At 37.7% G+C, this 20,150-nt stretch carries 16 protein-coding genes; 12 read left to right on the top strand and 4 right to left on the bottom strand.

All coding sequences use genetic code 11. The features are described 5' to 3' along the window. Window positions 1–40 precede the first annotated feature (40 nt). From EV282_RS09310 to EV282_RS09300, 3 genes are all read left to right on the top strand, one after another. Window positions 41–541 carry a metallophosphoesterase family protein gene (locus tag EV282_RS09310; protein ID WP_130295574.1) on the top strand — a complete coding sequence of 167 codons (501 nt, stop codon included), beginning with the start codon at window positions 41–43 and terminating at the stop codon, window positions 539–541. Between the two features lie 60 nt (window positions 542–601). Continuing rightward, complete coding sequence (locus tag EV282_RS09305) at window positions 602–1,144, top strand: GNAT family N-acetyltransferase (protein ID WP_130295573.1); 543 nt, start codon at window positions 602–604, stop codon at window positions 1,142–1,144. Between the two features lie 116 nt (window positions 1,145–1,260). Next, window positions 1,261–4,797: a dynamin family protein gene (locus EV282_RS09300; protein WP_165389408.1), complete on the top strand. Its 3,537-nt coding sequence runs from the start codon at window positions 1,261–1,263 to the stop codon at window positions 4,795–4,797. Between the two features lie 241 nt (window positions 4,798–5,038). Here EV282_RS09300 and EV282_RS09295 read toward each other — a convergent pair whose 3' ends face one another. Together EV282_RS09295 and EV282_RS09290 are read right to left on the bottom strand one after the other, a co-directional pair. Further along, window positions 5,039–6,490, bottom strand: a complete 1,452-nt coding sequence (locus EV282_RS09295) for a UDP-N-acetylmuramoyl-L-alanyl-D-glutamate--2,6-diaminopimelate ligase (protein ID WP_130295571.1) — start codon at window positions 6,488–6,490, stop codon at window positions 5,039–5,041. Between the two features lie 127 nt (window positions 6,491–6,617). Further along, complete coding sequence (locus tag EV282_RS09290; RefSeq protein WP_130295570.1) at window positions 6,618–7,775, bottom strand: aminotransferase A; 1,158 nt, start codon at window positions 7,773–7,775, stop codon at window positions 6,618–6,620. Window positions 7,776–7,949: 174 nt separating this feature from the next. On the opposite strand from EV282_RS09290, the gene EV282_RS09285 reads away from it, so the two are divergent. Further along, entirely contained in the window at window positions 7,950–9,209 is a 1,260-nt protein-coding gene (locus EV282_RS09285; RefSeq protein ID WP_130295569.1) for an MFS transporter, read from the top strand. Between the two features lie 177 nt (window positions 9,210–9,386). Here EV282_RS09285 and EV282_RS09280 read toward each other — a convergent pair whose 3' ends face one another. Both EV282_RS09280 and zwf read right to left on the bottom strand, forming a co-directional pair. Next, window positions 9,387–9,998 (bottom strand): cyclase family protein, encoded by a 612-nt coding sequence (locus EV282_RS09280; protein WP_130295568.1) that lies wholly within the window; start codon window positions 9,996–9,998, stop codon window positions 9,387–9,389. A 4-nt stretch (window positions 9,999–10,002) separates the two neighbouring features. After that, on the bottom strand, window positions 10,003–11,502 hold the full coding sequence (gene zwf / locus EV282_RS09275; RefSeq protein WP_130295567.1) for a glucose-6-phosphate dehydrogenase: 1,500 nt from the start codon (window positions 11,500–11,502) through the stop codon (window positions 10,003–10,005). 96 nt (window positions 11,503–11,598) lie between these two features. Here zwf and EV282_RS09270 point away from each other — a divergent pair, with 96 nt between their 5' ends. From EV282_RS09270 to EV282_RS09235, 8 genes are all read left to right on the top strand, one after another. Beyond that, the gene (locus EV282_RS09270; RefSeq protein WP_130295566.1) at window positions 11,599–12,435 is read left to right on the top strand and encodes a sulfurtransferase; all 837 of its coding nucleotides are present in this window, start codon (window positions 11,599–11,601) and stop codon (window positions 12,433–12,435) included. A gap of 49 nt (window positions 12,436–12,484) precedes the next feature. Beyond that, on the top strand, window positions 12,485–13,315 hold the full coding sequence (locus EV282_RS09265; RefSeq protein WP_130295565.1) for a PHP domain-containing protein: 831 nt from the start codon (window positions 12,485–12,487) through the stop codon (window positions 13,313–13,315). A 73-nt stretch (window positions 13,316–13,388) separates the two neighbouring features. Continuing rightward, on the top strand, window positions 13,389–13,985 hold the full coding sequence (locus EV282_RS09260; protein ID WP_130295564.1) for a trimeric intracellular cation channel family protein: 597 nt from the start codon (window positions 13,389–13,391) through the stop codon (window positions 13,983–13,985). Between the two features lie 528 nt (window positions 13,986–14,513). After that, entirely contained in the window at window positions 14,514–15,374 is an 861-nt protein-coding gene (ablB, locus tag EV282_RS09255) for a putative beta-lysine N-acetyltransferase (protein ID WP_130295563.1), read from the top strand. A gap of 57 nt (window positions 15,375–15,431) precedes the next feature. After that, window positions 15,432–16,826: a sigma-54 interaction domain-containing protein gene (locus EV282_RS09250; protein WP_130295562.1), complete on the top strand. Its 1,395-nt coding sequence runs from the start codon at window positions 15,432–15,434 to the stop codon at window positions 16,824–16,826. Window positions 16,827–16,991: 165 nt separating this feature from the next. Then, a complete protein-coding gene (gene ablA / locus EV282_RS09245; protein ID WP_130295561.1) occupies window positions 16,992–18,419 on the top strand; it encodes a lysine 2,3-aminomutase in 1,428 nt (475 codons plus the stop codon). A 14-nt stretch (window positions 18,420–18,433) separates the two neighbouring features. Further along, the gene (locus EV282_RS09240) at window positions 18,434–18,706 is read left to right on the top strand and encodes a YokU family protein (RefSeq protein ID WP_130295560.1); all 273 of its coding nucleotides are present in this window, start codon (window positions 18,434–18,436) and stop codon (window positions 18,704–18,706) included. Window positions 18,707–18,780: 74 nt separating this feature from the next. Continuing rightward, the gene (locus EV282_RS09235; RefSeq protein WP_130295559.1) at window positions 18,781–20,148 is read left to right on the top strand and encodes an aspartate aminotransferase family protein; all 1,368 of its coding nucleotides are present in this window, start codon (window positions 18,781–18,783) and stop codon (window positions 20,146–20,148) included. The last annotated feature ends 2 nt before the right edge of the window (window positions 20,149–20,150 follow it).

Below are 20,150 nucleotides of genomic sequence, written 5' to 3'. Positions count from 1 at the left end.
CAATGTCCCTTTGCTTTTTTTATTTTGGAGGATATCTGCAGTGAAAAAGATATTGATTTTATCTGATACTCATATGCCCCAAAAAGGTAGAGTGCTCCCTGATCAAATCATAAGTGTTTTAAAGGAAGGTGTGGATTATATCATTCACGCTGGAGACTGGTCTGAAAAGTCCGTGTATGAGGAGCTAACTCTCTATGCTCCAGTTTATGGCGTGAAAGGGAACGTCGAAAAAGATGAATGGGCTGAACAACTCCCAGAAAAAGAAGTGCTACAGGCAGAGCATTTGAATATCGCAATCGTCCATGGCCATCTCGGAAAGGGAAGGACGACACCTGATAGAGCTTTTCAATTATGTATTGACGAAGAACCAGACCTTATCGTTTTCGGTCATTCACACATCCCTTTTATGGAGAAGCGTGATAGGATCATACTATTCAATCCGGGTTCACCTACCGATAAAAGGAGACAAAAGGAGTTCTCCTATGGGTTATTAACGATTGATGCTAATGAAATTCAGTTACAGCACCACTATTTTACGTAATGAATGACAACATATGAAAAAGACATAATAAGAAAATATTGACAAGGGAGGAAATAGTGTATGCAGAGCGGGGAAATTTTTTCTTTTGGTGCAAAAAACGGTGAAACAATTATACTGCGTCCAGTAGATGAAAAAGATGCACAAGATATAATAAAGCATGTTGAAACGATTGTTAAAGCAGGAAGATATCTTCAAAAAGAAGAACCACGCTCTTTAGAAGAAGAAAGAAATTTTATTCATGAAACAAGGCTAAAAGGAAACATGTACACAGCTGTTGAACGCAAGGGGAAAGTGGTGGGAATCGCACGAGTTTTAAAAGGTGAACTCGAGATGAAAAAACATACCGGCATATTCAGGACGTGGATCCATCCAGATTCCCAAGGGTTGGGGATTGGCAAACAAGTTATGAATTATACGTTAAGATGGGGACGTACTAACAACTTACATAAATTATGGCTTACTGTTTTTTCAGGAAATGAGAAAGCGGTATTGGTATATGAAAAATCTGGTTTCATTATTGAGGGCAGACAAAAGAACCAGGCGATTATTGACGGGAAATTTGAAGATGAGATATTTATGGCCTATTTTTTTAATTCGAAGTAAGAAATTAATGGAAGAAATCTGTTTTCACGTATTCAGAATGATAAACAATGGTGAAATCGTTATCATATATATGGTAAAGTGAATAGTGATACATGAACCAAAGACAGGTGGATACGATGAAATCAACTGAAAAAGAATTGTTATATTCGGAAAAACAGCGTTTGATCGCTTTATATGAAAAGTTTGATGAGATAAAGGAACTTGAAAGAGCAGAACAGATTAGTGAACTATTTCTTAAAGTAGCTGAAGAAGAGTATGCTATCGCATTCTGCGGTCACTTCTCTGCTGGAAAATCCAGTTTGATCAATGCTTTATCAAATACGGGAATTTTACCTGCAAGTCCTATACCTACAAGCGCGAATATCGTAAAAATGAAACAAGGTGAACCTAAGGCGGTTGTTCATCTGAAAAATAAAGAAGTAGTTACGTTCAATCATCCTTATAACGTAGAAGAAATCAAGACTCTATGCAAGGACGCAGAACTCGTAGATGCTATCGAGCTCTTTTACGATTCAGAGGAAAACAATGCTGCAAACATTGCATTTTATGATACTCCTGGAATTGATTCTACAGATCCTGCTCATAAAAAAGCGACTGAGAACGTCATACATTTAGCGGATGTTATTTTTTATGTTATGGATTATAACCATATCCTCTCAGAGACAAATATTGAATTTATTAAATCGTTGAATGAAAAGGGCAAATCGATACGGTTAATTATTAATCAGATTGACAAACATCAGGAAGAAGAACTTTCTTTTCATTCTTTTAAAGAGAACGTGTTTGAAGCTTTTAAAGCATATGGAATCAATAAGGAACAAATCTTTTTTACAAGTGTCAGGTCCCCTGAACTTCCTTCTAACGATTTATCAGCTTTAGTAGCTTATATCAAAAAAATAGAAATAAATAAAGACCATTTACTCCTCGAAGAAACAAACCGCCAGCTTCGTTATTTTGTAACAGAGTTTGTGGAGCAAAATGAAAATAACAAACTAAATTTAGATGCGATTGACGAAAAGCTGGCACTTTTGTATAACGAAAAAGAAAAACACCATTCATTAATAAGCGATACTGAACAGACTAATAAGGAAAAAGAAGAAAACATTCGTGATCAGTTTGTGAAAATTATAGAGTCTGCTCAATTAATGCCTTATGAAACTAGGGAAAAAGCAGGGTTGTTTATTGAAGGTGCAAAAAAAGATTTTAAAGTAGGTTTGTTTTTTTCAAAACAAAAAACAGAGCATGAACGAAATCAAAGGAAAAATGCTTTTCAAGAAAAACTTCAAGAGTCGATTGATGCACATATTAACTGGCATGCACAAAATTATCTAAATAGCTTGCAGAAGGAGTTTCAAACAGATTTTCCCCAATGGGAAACGATAAGGCTAAAAGATGAAACGTTATATTCCCATGTGCAATCAGGTTTGTCTTCACAAGGACAAGGCTTGATCAATTATTGTGATAGCATTGCTGGGGAAGTTAAAAAGAAAGCCAGGCAGCAGATGAGTGATTTTATCTCTTTTGCTATTTCCCAAATAAAAGAAAAGAATAATAAAGTTTTTGCGCTATATCAAAAAAAAGCAGAAAGAATGAATCAAGAAATAGCAGCTCTTGAAAAGGAAAAAGAGGAAGCTGTTATTTGGGTTGAAAAAAAGAAAGAATTAGTTAGTATTGTTAGGTCTGAAGATTCATTTGTATTTCCAGTAAAAGAGTACGAGGAAAAATTCAAATCTCAATACAATGAGATATCTGTTGCAGAGTTTAAGAGTAAATTTAATAAAAAATCAGAAGACAATATTGTGAAAGCTGAACAAATTCATTCTGAAGTACAAAAGAAAGAAAATGAAAGATCCAGCACAATTCAAGATGAGACTGCAAATTTATATAAGACAGCAGCTCTGCTGAAGCCATTATCCGGGTTTTCAAACATAGCTGATGAGATGGATCAGCTTGCTGACAGGCTAAAGAAGCGGTCCTTCTCAACTGTATTATTTGGAGCATTTTCTGCAGGGAAATCTTCCTTCGCCAATGCCTTATTTGGAGAAGCGATTCTTCCTTCATCACCAAATCCAACAACAGCTGCCATAAATGAAATTCGAAAACCAGATGAAGGTAATGAGCACGGCACCGTAACAATTGAAATGAAATCAGAGCTGGAAGTTTTAAATGAAATCAATACGCTTCTTCAAGCGAATTATAGTGATTTAAGTCTTTTACAAGAAGCTTCTAGAGAAGAATTCAAAGATAACAAGCATGTAGGAGCCTTTTTGGAAGGATATCAAGATTCAAAGGGACAGTTAGGCACACAAATTAAAGCTGATATGTCGGAAATCAGAAACTTTGCAGCGGTTGAATCTAAAGCTTGCTATGTAAGAAAAATTACCATATATTACAGCTGTCCGCTAACCGAAAAAGGTCTTGTACTCGTAGATACACCTGGAGCAAACTCCATACATTCACGTCATACAGAAGTCGCATTCGAATATATGAAACAAGCGGATATCATTATCTATCTGACTTATTTTAATCATGCGTTCTCCTATGCAGACAGAGAGTTTTTAATACAGTTAGGTAGAATTAAAGACACATTTGCTTCCGATAAAATGTTTTTCGCCATTAATGCTTCCGATCTTGCAAACAGCGAAGAAGATAAAATGGATGTCGTTAATCATGTGAAAGGAAACCTTCAGACGTTTGGAATCCGCAATCCAAGATTATTTTCGGTATCCAGTAAAAATGAACTTTCCCAGCCAGGGCACCGTGAGAGCGGTTTTGGCTTATTTACTGAAAGTTTGTTCCATTATGTAGAGAATGATCTTGAACAGGCGATGATTAATAGTGCTCTAGCTTCTCAGATTCATGCAAGAAATGTCGTTCACAACATGCTCTCTGAAACAGAGCTGAGACTGAAGCAAGAAGATGAATACTTAAATGCAGTTCAACGAAGAGAAAATTCGTTGGTGGAGTATTGCTCGAAGAATATTTTCTTAGTTAAAAAGCAATTTGACCAAGAGCAGAAAGAGCTTTTATTCTACGTTAAACAGAGGGTTTTGATTCGTTATCATGATTTTTATAAAGAAACCATTCATCCAGCTGCTGTCAGATCTTCTAAAGCTGAGCTTAATGCATGTATCTCAGAATTATATGATAAGTTAGCACATGATCTTCACCAGGAATTCAGAGCAAGTTCACTGCGCTTAGATAAATGGATACAAAAAAATATAAATGACAAAGAAAAGAAAATGATAGAAAAAGCTGAGGAAATTCAGATTAGCTTAAAGGTTCCCTCAGAGAATACAGAATTGTATTTTACACCTTCACTTTCTTCTAAATTCAATGAGAGTGCAGGAAGAGATAATAAAGAATGGTTATCTTATTTTAAAAATGCTAAACAATTTTTCGAGCAAGGCGGTTCTAACGATCTAAAGAATGATTTGGCTAAACAAGTAGAAACAGAAGTGGAGCAATGGATTGCAGATGCTGAAAAAGCACTTGAACAGCATTACACATCAGTTATCGCGAAAGCAGAACTTCATTCAAAAGAAGATTTCTTAGATCAGATCACTGGTTATTTTAACGAATTAAAAAAACCAGGGGATTTAGAAGCACGCATCATTGAATTAAAAAATTGTCTAAATAAGATTGCACATTAATAAAAAGAGTTATTGCAAACTTTCTTGCTCTTGAAAGAGGTTGCTTCTGCGTCTACAAGATATTCCTGTCGAAGCTAGCTTCCTCGTCGCATGCCTTACGAGAGGAAAACTCATGTAGCTGGCACGCTCCAATCAACTTGTCAGAGAGGCTTACAAAAAACATTCGAAAGCAACAACAATCTCAAAAGAATCTTAACAAAAAAACAGCACCGCTGCTCAAGCATGTGCTGTTTTTTTCGTTTTATAACGCTGCTTTATTCAATGATTGAAAAAGTTTGACTGTAGATAAATCGGAATCTGAAGGATATTGATATTTTTCTTTGTAGCTCTCAGGTCCTTTTCCCGTTATAATGACCACACTTTTTGGAGGAGCTTCCCTTAATGCATAAAAAATAGCTTCCGTTCTGTCAGAAATTATTGTTGGAGTGTGCGGTCCGGCAGGTAGGGCTTCTTTTGTTTCTTGAATAAGCTGCTCACTTGGAACTCCATCTAAATCATCTACTGTTAAGACGGTTTGATCGCTATATTCTAAAGAGATGCTTATCATTTCCGATCTTTTCGTCACATCCCGATTTCCTCTAAACCCAAAAACGTGATAGAACGGGCGGCTGCCCGCTTTTTTTCTGGCAGCTTCTAACACTTGAGAAACGCCGTCAGGAGTATGTGCGTAATCGATGATGACTTCAGTTCCATTATTAAGAGTAAGTTCCTCAAACCTGCCAGGGATGCCTTGAAAGTTCTTAAGATGGTTGATCGAATCCTTTATTGGTACACCGTAATCAAGTGCAGCAGCGATAGCGGCAGTAGTATTTAACGCGTTATATTCACCAGGCAAGGGAAGAGGGACTGTGACATGAAGAGTTTCATGAACAAGATTAAAATAATTTTTCCCTACATCTTCAATATAAAAGTTGTCAGTTTTTCTTTTTCCATAAGTCCAAACCTGTAATGTGTTCGTTGAAGACAATTCCTGAATTAAACGTCTTCCATAGCTTCCTTCACTGCAAATTATAGCTGTGCCTTTTGGTTTTAAATATGAAAAAAGTTTTGCTTTGCACTGATAATAAGATTCCATCGTACCATGATAGTCCAAGTGATCATGAGTAAGGTTTAAGAAGATAGCTTGATCATATGTGATTCCCTCAATCCTATTTTGTTCAAGGCCATGTGAACTTACTTCCATCACAACTGCTTCGTCATTACTTTCACTCAACATTTTCTGCAACGTAACAGGGTCAGGGGTAGTGTGAGAGCTTTTGACAATTTTAGAATTAATATAATGATGGACAGTGCCGAACAATGCGGTTGATATATCATGTGATAGGAGGATATGCTGCAAAAGAAAGGAAGTCGTTGTTTTTCCATTAGTCCCAGTAATCCCTGTCATCTTATGCTTTTTATAGGGCTCATCATAGAAATAAGAAGCAGCAATACTTAACAGACGTTTCGTGTCTTCTGCGTAAAAGTAGAGTCCAGAGGCTGATGTTTCGCGATATTCACCAACTACAGCTGCAGCACCATTCTCAAATGCTTCTTGTATGTATTGATGTCCGTCCGCCTGCACACCTGAAATCGCAAAGAACAAATAACCCGGCTCTACTTTTTTTGAATGAGAAGTAATACCGGTGATTATTGGATCTTGGTCTGTATGGCATGCAATGTGCAGGTGGTTTAATAATGCTTTTAAATTCACGGAAACGTCATCCTTTTAATAAAGTATTTGTAGTGTTTTTCTAATTTGAGTTCTTATACACGAACCTAAATTTAACCGTAATATGGTTATGTAAACTATTCGAAAAAACTGCCCAATTTAGGGCAGTTTAAGAAATAGTTTTTATAAAATTTTCTAGACCGTTCATACCTTTTTCCAGCTGCTCTATAGATGCAGCGTAAGAGATTCTGATATAACCCTCTCCAAGGGAAGAAAAGGCATCACCCGGTACGACAGCTATACCTTGTTGTTTAAGGAGATTTAAAGCAAATTGATAAGAAGGTAAACCAAATTGCTTAACAGGTATGAAAAGGTAAAAGGCGCCATTAGGTTTTTCGAAAGCCAGTCCCATCTGCTCCAAACGCGTAGAACAGTATTCCAATCTTTTTTTATATTCATTTCTCATAGGAGCTGCATCATCTTTGCCCTTAGTCAGTGCTTCTATTGCAGCAGCCTGTGAAATCGTTGATGCACAAGTAACATTGTACTGATGAACCTTTAAAACATGCTGTAGGATTTCAGAAGGGGCGAATAAAAGCCCGATTCTCCAGCCTGTCATGCTATGTGATTTAGAAAGACCATTTATAACAAAGGTTTTTTCGCGCATCCCATTAAAAGAGGCTATAGACTGGTGTTTTCCGTTATATCTAAGTTCACTGTAGATTTCGTCAGAAATGACAAAGATATTTTGGTTACATAAGTATTGAGCCAGTTCGTCTAGTTCACGATCTTCAAGTGTTACTCCAGTTGGGTTGGATGGGAACGGAAGAATAATGGCTTTGGTTTTAGAAGTAATAGCTTCCTTAATAAGGTCTGGTGTTACTTTAAAACCTGTTTCTGTAGTATCCATATATATAGCTTTCGCTCCGCAAAGTGTAATTACGGGTTCATATCCCGGATAAACTGGTGCTGGCAGTAACACTTCGTCGCCTTCGGACAAAATGGCTCTCAAAGAAATATCGATCGCTTCACTTGCTCCCGCAGTAACAATAACTTCATCTTGATGGTTATAGTTTAGATCATATTTTTCATGAACAAATGAAACCGCAGCTTTTCTTAATTCTTCATAACCAGCGTTATGTGAATACACGGTTTGATTGTTATGTATGGCTTTTATAGCTGCTTCCTTGACATGCAGTGGAGTAGGAAAATCAGGCTGGCCAAGAGTGAGGGATATAGCGTCTGGATATTTCGCCACCTCATTAAAGAACTTGCGAATACCTGATATTTGAATGGATTTAGCACGGCTGTTTAGAAAATGTTCCATTAATTATTACTTCCTTTCGTCTTCCACATGCGATTTCTAAGAATTTTTGTTTAAAATCACTTTTCAATAAGTGTAGCTTTAATTTGTTTCTGCAGTCAATGGGTGGATTTTCTTGTATGGTTTCAGTACTTTTTACAATACTAAAGAGGTAATAGTACGGTTGTGGAGGATATTATGGAAGCTAAGAAAAAATGGGACCTGCTCGCACTCGCATCAATTCCTCTTGTAATGACACTTGGAAATTCGATGCTTATACCTGTTTTGCCTGAGATCGGAAAAGAACTAAAGATTTCCTCATTTCAGGTTTCAATGATCATCACAGTCTATTCAATTGTAGCCATTCTTTTAATACCCATCGCGGGGTACCTTTCTGATCGATATGGGCGTAAAAAAGTAATTATCCCGAGTCTGTTTATCGCAGGGATCGGTGGATTAATCTCAGGATGGGCCGCCTGGCAGGCTGATAATGCGTTCATGCTTATTCTTGTAGGGAGGTTCCTTCAGGGGGTGGGTTCTTCGGGTGCAGCACCAGTAGTAATGCCTCTAGTTGGAGATATGTTCAAAGAAGAGGAACAGGTAAGCTCTGGTCTAGGCTTGATTGAAACGTCCAATACGATAGGGAAGGTTTTAAGCCCGATCCTCGGCGCTTTTCTAGCCACAATTATTTGGTTTTTGCCTTTTTGGCTCATTCCCGTATTCTGTGTTATTTCTATTTTATTGGTATTATTTTTAGTTAAAGTCCCAAAGAAAGAACAAGAAAAACAGCCTTTTAAAGAGTTTTTAAAAAATGTTAAAGAAATCTTTCATAATGAAGGCAAATGGCTCATGGCTATTTTTTTTATCGGTGGGGTCATTATGTTTGTGCTTTTCGGAATTTTATTTTACCTTTCAACGATCTTGGAAGAAAAATACGGCATAAAAGGTGTCATGAAAGGTCTAGTGCTGGCTGTTCCTCTATTGGCTCTATCCATTTGCTCATATATCGCAGGTAAAAAAATTAAACAAAATAAGATAGTTATGAAATGGTGCACGTTCATATCCATGGTTCTTCTTGGAGGATCTGCCTTTTTAATTACTTTTTTTGAGAACGTATATTTTTTATTAGGTGCATTATTCATTGCTGGGATTGGAATTGGAGCAGCATTGCCTTGTTTAGACGCTTTGATTACAGAGGGAATTGATAAAGAAGCCAGAGGAACAATAACCTCTATTTACAGTTCAATGCGATTCGTGGGAGTAGCTTTAGGTCCTCCCATCTATGCAGTTCTGATGAAATCTTCACACGAAATCGTTTTCTATACGTCCGCAGGTGTAAGTATTCTAGCTGCAATAGCTGCTTTTTTTGCGATAAAACCTGAAAAAGAAAAAGGCGGCGGAGATGAAGGCAGCAAAGAAGCAAAGCCTGCAAAGAGTTTAGAGCCAGCAGTAGAGTAAAATGAAAGAAAAGGCTTAGTCCATTGAAAGTGGAAGTGGCTCGTTCAGCCCCGATAAGATGAGGAATAACATGAGTATTCTCCATGAAAGAGTGTGTCCAGGCACCTCGCCAGATTTTCGTGTATGCGTAAAATAGGCAATCAAAAACAGCGGACAAAAGCCGCTGTTTTTTTGGGTTTATTCTTCTATGAGTACAACACGTGCAGGGGAGGCATCTAGACCCCTGATCTTTAATGGTGCAGCAACCATCAGATATTCTCCTTCTGGAACATCTTTCAACTGCAGACCTTCAATAATGATCACATCATTTTGAAACAACTGTTTGTGAGTAGGGTGATTTTCTTGCGCCCGCTCGACTCCGAGAGCATCGATGCCCACACCAGATACTCCAATCTCAGCAAGTGTTTTGGCAGCTTCATGGTTTACAAAAATAAATTCAAAGTTAAATTCCGTATCCCACGAGTTTTTCGTCTTGAAAAGTACAAAATCATCTTTTTGAATATCTTTACCAGCAAGATCTTCCGCTTTTATTGAATCTTCAGCATTCGTAAGGTCGATTACTTTTGCTTTTCGTACTAGTTTTTCTAACGGCAGAGTTTCGATCGTATCACCGCCAGGCACCATGTGAAGGGGAGCATCAACATGTGTTCCTGTATGAACATCCATGGCTATTCTAGTTTCGGTAACATGGCCGTTTTGTGAAGTGTCAAAAGAAGGCTGTTTTTCAGGTTTGTTTTTATATACGGGCATACCTTCATAAATCGGTAATGAAACGTCATAAACTTTCATATGTTTAACATTCCTCTCTAACTTTAGTTGGTTCCCACCATGAATGGCCGTCTGCGTTTAATAATTGTTCTGCTTCTACAGGGCCCATACTGCCAGAATCGTAATACGTAATTGGAGCACCGGCACCGTTCCAAGTTTTAGTAATACGGTCAATGAACTCCCAGCTTAACGCAACTTCATCCCAGCGTGTAAAGTATGTTGAATTTCCCAGTAAACAATCATGCAAAAGCTTTTCATAGGCCTCAGGAGAGTTCATGTCTGTAGCTGATTTATTGTTATATGTCATATCGATCGGCAATAAATCAGATGTGTCTCCTTTTGGTTTAGCATTAAGTGTGAGACTGACACCTTCATCAGGCTGAATATGAATTCTTAGCAAGTTAGGCTGATATTTTTCAGTATTAGCGTGATAGAGAGCCATAGGACCTTGTTTAAACTGGATAACAATCTCTGTTGATTTAACAGCCATGCGCTTACCAGTTCGAATATAAAACGGAACGCCTGTCCATCTGAAATTGTCTATGAACAGTTTTGCGGCAACAAAAGTTTCAGTTTTTGAATCGGGATCTACATTTTCTTCCTCTAAGTAAGCCGGAACTGATTCCCCTTTTATCGTCCCATCTGTATATTGACCGCGAATAACGTTCTTTCTTACTTCTTCTTCGTTAAAGAAACGCAATGAACGAAGTACTTTTACTTTTTCATCACGGATATGCTCAGGCTTTAGTTCACCAGGCGGTTCCATAGCGACCATCATAACCATTTGAAGCATATGATTTTGTACCATATCTAACAGAGCTCCTGATTTTTCATAATACGCAGCTCTGTCCTCGACCCCTAGTGTCTCACTTGAAGTAATCTGTACAGAATCAATATATTTATTGTTCCAGATCGATTCAAAGATCGCATTTCCAAATCGGATCACTTGTATGTTCTGTACCATCTCTTTACCGAGATAGTGATCAATTCGATAGATATCATCTTCATTAAAACTTTGCTGAATTTCTTCATTCAGCTTAGTAGCAGAAGGAAGGTCATGACCGAACGGTTTTTCAATGACGATTCTTTGCCAGCCTTCTGTATTTGTGATTCCTTCAGATTTTAAGAATGTAGGTATGGTACCGAAGAAACGCGGTGCCATCGCTAAATAATAGAGACGGTTCCCGTTTGTCTGATAATCTCTGTCTAGAACATTCAGCAGTTCTTCAAGCTCATGATAGCTCGGTTCACTTGTAACATCCATCTTTAAGTAGTAGAAATGAGAAGCAAATTTCTTTAGCTTTTCAATCTCAGTTCCTGGCGTGTGTTCGTTAACAGCTTCGAACACTTCCTGCTGAAATTGCTCATGTGAATACTCTTTTCTGGATACACCTACAACAGAAAAGTTCTCTTTCATATGACCCTTTTGGTACAATTGATAAAGAGCAGGGAAGAGTTTTCGGTGAGCGAGGTCACCTGTCGCTCCAAAGATTACAATAGAAGCATTTGGTATACTATGTATCATTTTGCAAGTCACTTCTTTCTATCTGTTCTAATAGTTACAGGTTTCCCTAGATGAAGATAAATTAACGAAAATACTTCATAAAAAGGTGGTTATCTTATGTCCAATTTAGTAAGTCCCGAATGGGTGGACAGTAAAATAAAGGATGAAAATACTGTTATTTTCGATTGCCGTTTTTCATTGGCTGACCCTGAAATGGGTTATAAGGTGTACGAAAAAGATCATATCGAAGGAGCATTTTATGCTGACTTAGATAAACATTTATCTGGCTCCATTACAACTCATGGCGGACGTCATCCGTTACCTTCCGTAAACATACTATCACAATTTTTAAGCAGTTGTGGAGTAGACAAAGAAAAAATAATAGTAGCTTACGACGATCAATCCGGGACAATGGCAGCGAGATTTTGGTGGCTTATGAAATATGCCGGCATGAAACAAGTTTATGTTTTGCAGGGCGGTTACACACACTATAAAGAAAAAGGGTATGCTGTCTCAAGTAAAGTGCCTGATAAAAAGTCTTCAAAAATTGAGATTGATATAAATGAGAATATGATAATTACACGTGATGAAGTGGTTACAGCTGTTCAGCAAAAAGATAAGCAGCTTATTGATGCAAGAGAGCCTAAGCGTTTTAAAGGGATTATCGAACCGATTGATGGGGTCGCAGGACATATACCAACAGCGATAAATGTCCCGTGGGAGATTCATTTTAATAAACCAGGATGGTGGAAAGATAAAGAAGAGCTGCAGTATATATATAAAGATCTATTAGTCGATAAAAGTAAGACGCCAGTTGTTTATTGCGGATCTGGTGTAACGGCATGTGTGAATGTATTGGCAATGAGTGAAGCAGGATTAAAGATGCCTATATTATATGCGGGCAGCTGGAGTGACTGGATCAGTTATAATGATCATCAAATAGAAAAAGACTAAAAATATAATTTCACGTACCGTACTTAAAAAAGAAATTGAGGTGAAAACAATGAAACAAGGTGATCTGCATACACATACCACTGCTTCTGATGGAACGTTCTCGCCATCAGAAAACATCCAGCGGGCGATTGAAAAAGGATTGAAAGCAATTGCGATCACTGATCACGATACAATAAACGGGGTAGAAGAGGCATTAGAAGAGGCAAGCAAGCATAGTGATTTTGAATGTATTCCTGGAATCGAAATCAGTACGCTGTATAAAGGACAGGATATTCATGTCTTAGGATACTATATTGATTATAAAGATAAGAATTTTCTAATGATCCTAGATAAGCTAACTTCAGTTAGAAACCAGCGAAATAAGATGATCATACAAAAATTAAATAAGCTGGGTATACAAATAGATGAATCAGAACTTGAATCTAAAAGGTGTGGTGAAGGTAACGTAGGCAGAGGGCATATAGCAGAGATATTAATGGAAAAAGGGATCGTGAATTCACTTCCTGAAGCATTTGAAAAATATCTGGGCAAAGGTAGAGCAGCATACGCTATACCTGATCGTATTTCACCTTTAGAAGCAGTAAGAATTATTCAGGATGCGAATGGTGTCCCTGTATTAGCTCATCCTGGAATCTATGATGCTGACGAGCTGATTCCTTTATTAAGTAAAAACGGACTGGCAGGCATCGAATGCTGTCACCCTGACCATACATTAGAACAAGTTCATCATTATGAGAAACTAGCAGATAAATATTTCTTAATAAAGACTGCGGGTAGTGATTTTCACGGCTTTAGGAATGGTGAAGTCTTCCACGGAGATATAGGAAGCTGCACGGTTTCATTACGTACATTGCAATCTTTAAAAAATTTTTGTAAATAATTCTTGCCAGCAAGCTCGTAACCTTATAAGATTCAATACGGAGAGTTATTGAATTTAGAGAGGAAGTACGAGTTTGACTTGGGATCTTTTAAATATCATTGGCACGATCGCATTTGCAATTTCAGGCGCGCTCGTTGCTATGGAAGAAGATTATGACATACTGGGTGTATTTATTTTAGGATTGGTGACTGCGTTCGGTGGAGGAATCATTCGAAATGTATTAATAGGACTTCCTGTGGATACGATTTGGGAACAGGGTCTATTACTTAAATCAGCATTAGTTGCTATGGGCATTGTCTTTTTTATGCCGGAAAACTTAATTCGGTTCTCAAAGAGAAGCTTGCATTTCTTTGATGCAATCGGTCTTTCAGCTTTCGCTATTCAAGGAGCAATCGCTGCTTCAAGCATGGGTCATCCGATGAGCGCAATTATTGTTGCTGCGATTTTAACAGGAATAGGCGGGGGAATTATTCGTGATATTCTAGCTGGCAGAAAACCAGTAGTACTGAGAGAAGAAATCTATGCTGTTTGGGCTCTTTTAGGCGGACTGATCGTAGGATTGAATATAGTAAACGGTACAATTGAATATATGCTGCTGTTTATCACCCTTGTTGTATTTAGAATGCTATCACTAAAATATAACTGGAAGCTGCCCCATAGGGCATTGTGAACAAAATTACTCAGCTATCAGCTAAATTACTGAAAAAGCTAGTATTATTCAATAAAAATATCCCTTCTGATCATATTCAGAAGGGATATTTTTATTTTAAGAGAAAAACAAGGTGATTTTTACTAAAAACGATTGAAGCAAGAGTAGCTCTTATAGTCAAAAGCTCATATCAGTGAATGTTCGTGTACCGAAACTTTTTAAGATGGTACCTTGTGGGGTATACAGCGCATTTCAAGAATCGCATTACAAAATTTAACGGGATCAATCCAAAAATATGGGGTGTTTATCCACGAGTTTTAGCACTGAATCAAAAAGTTTCAGCAGTATATCCACGAGTTTACAATCCTCGACATATTTCGCACGTCATATACCCCTTTCACTAACAATTTTAAGGAGGGATCGAAAACGGTGAAATGCAGTTATTACAGAAAATCCGGCACACTAACCAGAATCAACAAGGGTAGTTTTTGTGCAGGAATTTTTCCGTATTTTATGGAATCTATGTAAAAGAGACAGGAGGGCTGATAAGTGTATACGACTTTTTATAAAAATGAAAAAATTCTCCAGCCGAATTTTACAGCCGAGGTTTGTTTTGATTATTATAACGAACGGATTCGAGTTGATGACTACCGCGGAAATGTAAATTTATTATCAAATTGGCTCGATGAGATCGTTTCTCAAAATAAATTTCAAAAAATAATAATTAAATGCCGACACGATGATCTTTCCCAATGGCTTGAGAAGGGCTTTATAAATGAAGGTGAATTTACAGGTTTCTTTAACGGTGCGTCTGCAGTGTCAATGTGCAAGTATTTTAGTAACGAAAGAAGAAACAGCAATTATTGGATAGAAGAAGACAAAATAATAAATGATGTTTTAAAGCTTCCGCAAGGTTCTATTTCAAGTTTAATCCCGAATGAATATACATTGCGTATGGCAGATGAACAAGACGCGAAAGAACTTGCAGATTTATATAATCAGGTATTTGAGGTATATCCAACACCAATGGATGACCCTGAATATGTCCTTAAAATGATTAGATCGGGAACGTTGTTCTGTGTGGTTACTTATAAACAAAAAATCATAAGCGCTGCATCAGCTGATGTAAATGCTGTATATCATAATGCTGAAATCACTGATTGTGCAACTCTCAAGGAACATAGAAAATTTGGCCTCATGAAACATTTGATCAATCGCTTGGAAAAAGAACTTTTTAACAGAAAAATCTATTGTTCCTATTCTATAGCTAGAGCTCTTTCATTTGGCATGAATGCTGTATTCCATCAAAAGGGATATGTTTTTAAAGGAAGACTGGCTAATAACTGCAAAATTTTTGATAAATATGAAGATATGAATATTTGGGTTAAAGATCTATCCAAAAATATATAAGTGCCTAAAATTCGGCACATGCTGACAAATAATCGGCATAAAAGGTGGTGTTGATTCATGATTTCTGGATCAATGGAAACAGCTGAAACATTAAATGCAATCCTAAAGACAATTGATGAAGGCATTCATGTTGTAGATGCAAATGGAATGACGATCTTCTACAATTCGGTAGCTGCCTCATTAGACGGTTTGACTTTGGAAGAGGTGCATGATCACCATGTTTTGGATGCATTTCCTTCCCTTACAAAAGAAACGAGTACGTTATTAAAGGTTATACAGACAGGTACTCCTATATATAATCAGCATCAATCTTACATGAATCGAAAAGGAAAACAAATTGACACTGTAAATTCAACCCTTCCTCTATGGCTGGATGATGAATTGATCGGAGCAGTTGAGGTAGCAAAAGATATATCAAAAGTTAAACAGCTTTCGGATAAACTGCTCGAATTGCAGGCTAAGATGAAAACATCAAAAAATAAAACCGATAAACAAACTTTCTCTACTTATTATTTTGATAATATTTTAAGCTTAGATCCCTTACTTAACAAAATTAAGGAACAATGCCGAAAAGCATCCAGGACAAGTTCTCCGATATTGATCTATGGTGAAACGGGAACAGGTAAAGAAATGTTTGTACAAGCTATTCATAATGAATCACCGAGGGCTGATAAACCATTTGTTGTTCAAAACTGTGCGGCTATACCAGGACCTTTACTTGAAGGGATTTTGTTTGGCACCAAAAAGGGCAGTTTTACCGGTGCGGTTGACCGTCCAGGGGTTTTTGAACTGGCTGATGGAGGTACATTATTTTTAGATGAAATAAATTCAATGCCTATTGAACTTCAGGCAAAGCTGCTTCGTGTTATCCAAGAAGGGGTGGTACAGCGGATAGGAAGTACAAATTTAAGAAAAGTAAATGTAAGAATAATATCTGCTCTTAATGAAACCCCTGAACAATGTTTATCAAAAGGTCTCTTAAGACAGGACTTGTATTTCAGGTTAAATGTCGTTTATATCGAGCTTCCTCCATTACGCGAAAGGCACAAAGATATTTCCTTTCTATCCGATCATTTCTTAAAAGAATTAAATACTGCTTTTAAAAAGAATGTGTTGGGATTCACAGAGGAAGCAGTGCAGTTACTTAATGAATATAGCTGGCCGGGAAACATTAGAGAGCTGAAACACGCCATCGAGCATTGTATGAATTTTGCGGATAACAATACAACGATCGGAATTGCCTTATTACCTAAACATATCAAAGGTACAATCAGAACTGAAAATCACATACCTCATCCTTCAGCAATACCCCCCTTGAGGGAAGCTCTAGGAGAGTATGAAAAGCAGATCATACAAATGGCTTTAAAACAAACCGCTGGTAATATACAGCAAGCTGCAAAAATATTGCAAGTTCCAAGGCAGACGCTTCAATATAAAATAAGACAAAAATAACCGCCGAAAAATCGGCGGTTTTTCTATTTCAGTAATTTAATATTAGGCCCGAAAAAGCTCTATCATGCATAAACTATAGCGTATTTATCATCATTTAGAAATTTCAGTCAATTGGCATGAATCTTGCATGTGTTATGAGGTGTAGAAATAAAGGAGGTCATTTATATGCCGGTAGTGAATGGATTGTTTCAACCTAAGAAACATTGGAAAGAGTATGAGCTTTGGAAAGATGTAACTGAGGAGCAATGGAATGATTGGTTATGGCAGCTTACTAATACAATCAGAAATCTAAACGATTTAAGAAAAGTGGTTAATTTGACACCTGAAGAAGAAGAAGGCGTTAAAATTTCTACTATGACGATTCCTTTGAACATCACACCTTATTATGCATGGCTGATGGATCAAGACGATGCTAGATGTCCTATACGAATGCAGTCTGTACCTATTGGAAAAGAAATATTAAAGACAAAATACGATTTAGAAGATCCCCTTCATGAAGATGAGGACTCTCCTGTACCTGGGCTTACTCACCGTTATCCGGACAGGGTTCTTTTCTTGGTAACAAATCAATGCTCTATGTATTGTCGTTATTGTACGAGAAGAAGATTCTCAGGACAGATCGGTATGGGGGTTCCAAAAAAGCAGCTCGATGCAGCCATTAATTATATAAGAAATAATCCACAAGTTAGAGACTGCTTGATCTCTGGCGGGGATGGACTATTAATCAATGACAATATACTTGAATATATTTTAAAGAACCTTAGAGAAATACCGCACCTTGAGATTATTCGCATCGGAACTAGAGCTCCAGTAGTATTCCCACAAAGAATTACAGAAAATCTATGTAATATCCTTAAGAAATATCACCCAGTGTGGCTCAATACACACTTCAATACTTCCTTAGAGATAACTGAGGAATCGAAGAGAGCTTGTGAGATGCTTGCGAATGCAGGGGTTCCTGTTGGTAATCAATCTGTCATTCTAGCAGGAATTAATGACAGTGTACCGATCATGAAGAAGTTAATGCATGATCTTGTAAAAATAAGAGTTAGACCGTACTACATCTATCAGTGTGACCTATCTGAAGGAATCGGTCATTTCAGGGCACCAGTATCAAAAGGTCTTGAAATTATTGAAGGATTAAGAGGGCATACATCTGGATACGCTGTTCCAACATTCGTTGTTGACGCTCCTGGAGGCGGAGGGAAAATCGCAGTCCAGCCAAATTATTTGATCTCTCAATCACCCGAAAAAGTAGTACTCAGAAATTTTGAAGGTGTAATTACATCCTACCCTGAACCGCAAAACTATCAAGCTGGCAGAGCTGATGCCTATTTTAATGAAATCATGGGAACCGATCATATCAAACCTGCTATCGGTGTATCTGCTTTAATGCGTGACGAAGCTTTCAACTTAGTTCCCCAAGGCTTAAAACGTTTAGAACGAAGAGAGGATTACGGCACAAACCCTGAACATAGTTCATTAAAAGATAAACGGGATAAGCGTGATGAACTGAAAGAGAAAAAATTTAAATTTGAACAAGAAAAAAACGCAGGAGTTTCTGCTACACCTGAAGAACAAAAGAATGCATAAGAATGGAGGATAACATGAAGTGTTTATGGTGTGAAAATGAAAATGCAGAACAGACTGCCCGTACTGGTTATTGGGAACTTCCAGATGGAACTAGGGCAGTTGAAATAACGATAATTCCTTCCGTTTCCTGTCCGTCTTGCGGCATGGAGTATCAAGAAGACCATATTGTAGATGAAATAGAGGATCAGCTTATGCTCATTGACACCAAGAAGATTGATGCTTCTATTTCCTATACTGAGTTGATGAGCATACCAAGGTTTTTAAAGAAAAATTACTTTAAGCTATAACAACTCATAGAAGAAGGAAATGTCTGCGAATATTGGCATTTCCTTTTTAACCTCACGAGGAAGGAGCCTTTTTTATGAGGAGAACACATCTCATTAAACCGGTTCTAGGAAATGATTATCCTGTAATTAGTCATGGTAAAGGAATCTACTTATATGACAAAGACGGAAAACAATACATTGACGGATCATCAGGAGCTATTACCGCCAATATTGGCCACGGTGTACAAGAAATTGCGGAGGCGATGTGGAATCAGGCAAAACACGTATCCTTTGTATACCGATCACAGTTTACAAGTGATGCTGCAGAGATGCTGGCTGAAAAACTAGCAGAATGTGCACCGGGAGATCTTAATTCCGTTTTCTTTGTTAATAGTGGTTCTGAGGCAACTGAAACAGCATTAAAGATTGCTATTCAATATTTTCAAGAGCAAGGAATTTTAACGAAAACAAAAGTACTATCGAGATGGACCAGCTACCACGGGATTACGCTAGGTGCTTTATCCATGTCCGGGCATCAGTTAAGAAGACAGCGCTTTAACTCTCTTTTGGAAGATTTCCCTGTTGCCCCAGCACCCTATTGCTATCAATGCCCGTTAAAAGATACTTATCCGGGATGCGGTGTGAGATGCGCAGATGAACTTGAAAACATCGTTCAAGCGATAGGAGCCGAACAGATCGCTGCTTTTATAGTCGAACCAGTGATCGGGGCTTCAGGTGGAGCTATCGTTCCTCCTGATGAGTATTATTCAAAGATTAGAGCGATCTGCAATAAATATGACATATTAATGATCGCGGATGAAGTCATGACTGGAATGGGCAGAACCGGAAAAATGTTTGCTATGGAACATTGGGGAGTTGTACCAGATATCATTGCACTCGGAAAAGGCATGAGTGCAGGTTATACACCTATGGCAGCTACAATCGTTTCAGACAAAATTATGAATGTCATTGAATCAGGGAGCAGAGTTGTGATGAGCGGCCATACGTTTAGTGCTAATCCTCAGTCAGCGGCAGCTTGTCTTGCAGTTCTTCATTATATGGAAAAAAATAATCTTCAAGAAAATGCAGCATTAATGGGTGACTATCTTCAAAATCATTTACAACGATTGCAATGGAAATATTCATTGATCGGTGATGTTCGTGGAAAAGGACTCTTATGCGGACTTGAACTGGTCAAAGATCCTATGACTCGAGAACCGTTTGAACTATCCAACAAGATTACAGATCGGCTGTTATCAATTTGTTTTGAAAAAGGGCTGCTTGTATATCCTGCGGTTGGCGGTGTAACTGGATTTTCAGGAGATTCTATCCTGATCTCTCCACCACTGACGGTAACAAAAGAACAGATCAATGACATGATAGATATCCTTGATCAATCAATAAGTGAACTTACGAATCAATTAATCTCTGAAGGTTTATATATTACGGAAGCTACGAGTTGAAA

Origin of the sequence: Fictibacillus sp. BK138 (genome assembly GCF_004216955.1) — a bacterium.
Classification (GTDB): domain Bacteria; phylum Bacillota; class Bacilli; order Bacillales; family Fictibacillaceae; genus Fictibacillus.
The sequence above is the reverse complement of the archived record's forward strand: the minus strand, read 5'-3'. Positions and strand labels throughout refer to the sequence as shown.

Excerpts from the sequence above, each read along its gene's own strand:
- EV282_RS09305 (WP_130295573.1), top strand. The coding sequence starts at position 602 with ATGCAGAGCGGGGAAATTTTTTCTTTTGGTGCAAAAAACGGTGAAACA.
- EV282_RS09300 (WP_165389408.1), top strand. The coding sequence starts at position 1,261 with ATGAAATCAACTGAAAAAGAATTGTTATATTCGGAAAAACAGCGTTTG.
- EV282_RS09290 (WP_130295570.1), bottom strand. The coding sequence starts at position 7,775 with ATGGAACATTTTCTAAACAGCCGTGCTAAATCCATTCAAATATCAGGT.
- EV282_RS09285 (WP_130295569.1), top strand. The coding sequence starts at position 7,950 with ATGGAAGCTAAGAAAAAATGGGACCTGCTCGCACTCGCATCAATTCCT.
- EV282_RS09280 (WP_130295568.1), bottom strand. The coding sequence starts at position 9,998 with ATGAAAGTTTATGACGTTTCATTACCGATTTATGAAGGTATGCCCGTA.
- zwf (WP_130295567.1), bottom strand. The coding sequence starts at position 11,502 with ATGATACATAGTATACCAAATGCTTCTATTGTAATCTTTGGAGCGACA.
- EV282_RS09270 (WP_130295566.1), top strand. The coding sequence starts at position 11,599 with ATGTCCAATTTAGTAAGTCCCGAATGGGTGGACAGTAAAATAAAGGAT.
- EV282_RS09265 (WP_130295565.1), top strand. The coding sequence starts at position 12,485 with ATGAAACAAGGTGATCTGCATACACATACCACTGCTTCTGATGGAACG.
- EV282_RS09250 (WP_130295562.1), top strand. The coding sequence starts at position 15,432 with ATGATTTCTGGATCAATGGAAACAGCTGAAACATTAAATGCAATCCTA.
- ablA (WP_130295561.1), top strand. The coding sequence starts at position 16,992 with ATGCCGGTAGTGAATGGATTGTTTCAACCTAAGAAACATTGGAAAGAG.
- EV282_RS09240 (WP_130295560.1), top strand. The coding sequence starts at position 18,434 with ATGAAGTGTTTATGGTGTGAAAATGAAAATGCAGAACAGACTGCCCGT.
- EV282_RS09235 (WP_130295559.1), top strand. The coding sequence starts at position 18,781 with ATGAGGAGAACACATCTCATTAAACCGGTTCTAGGAAATGATTATCCT.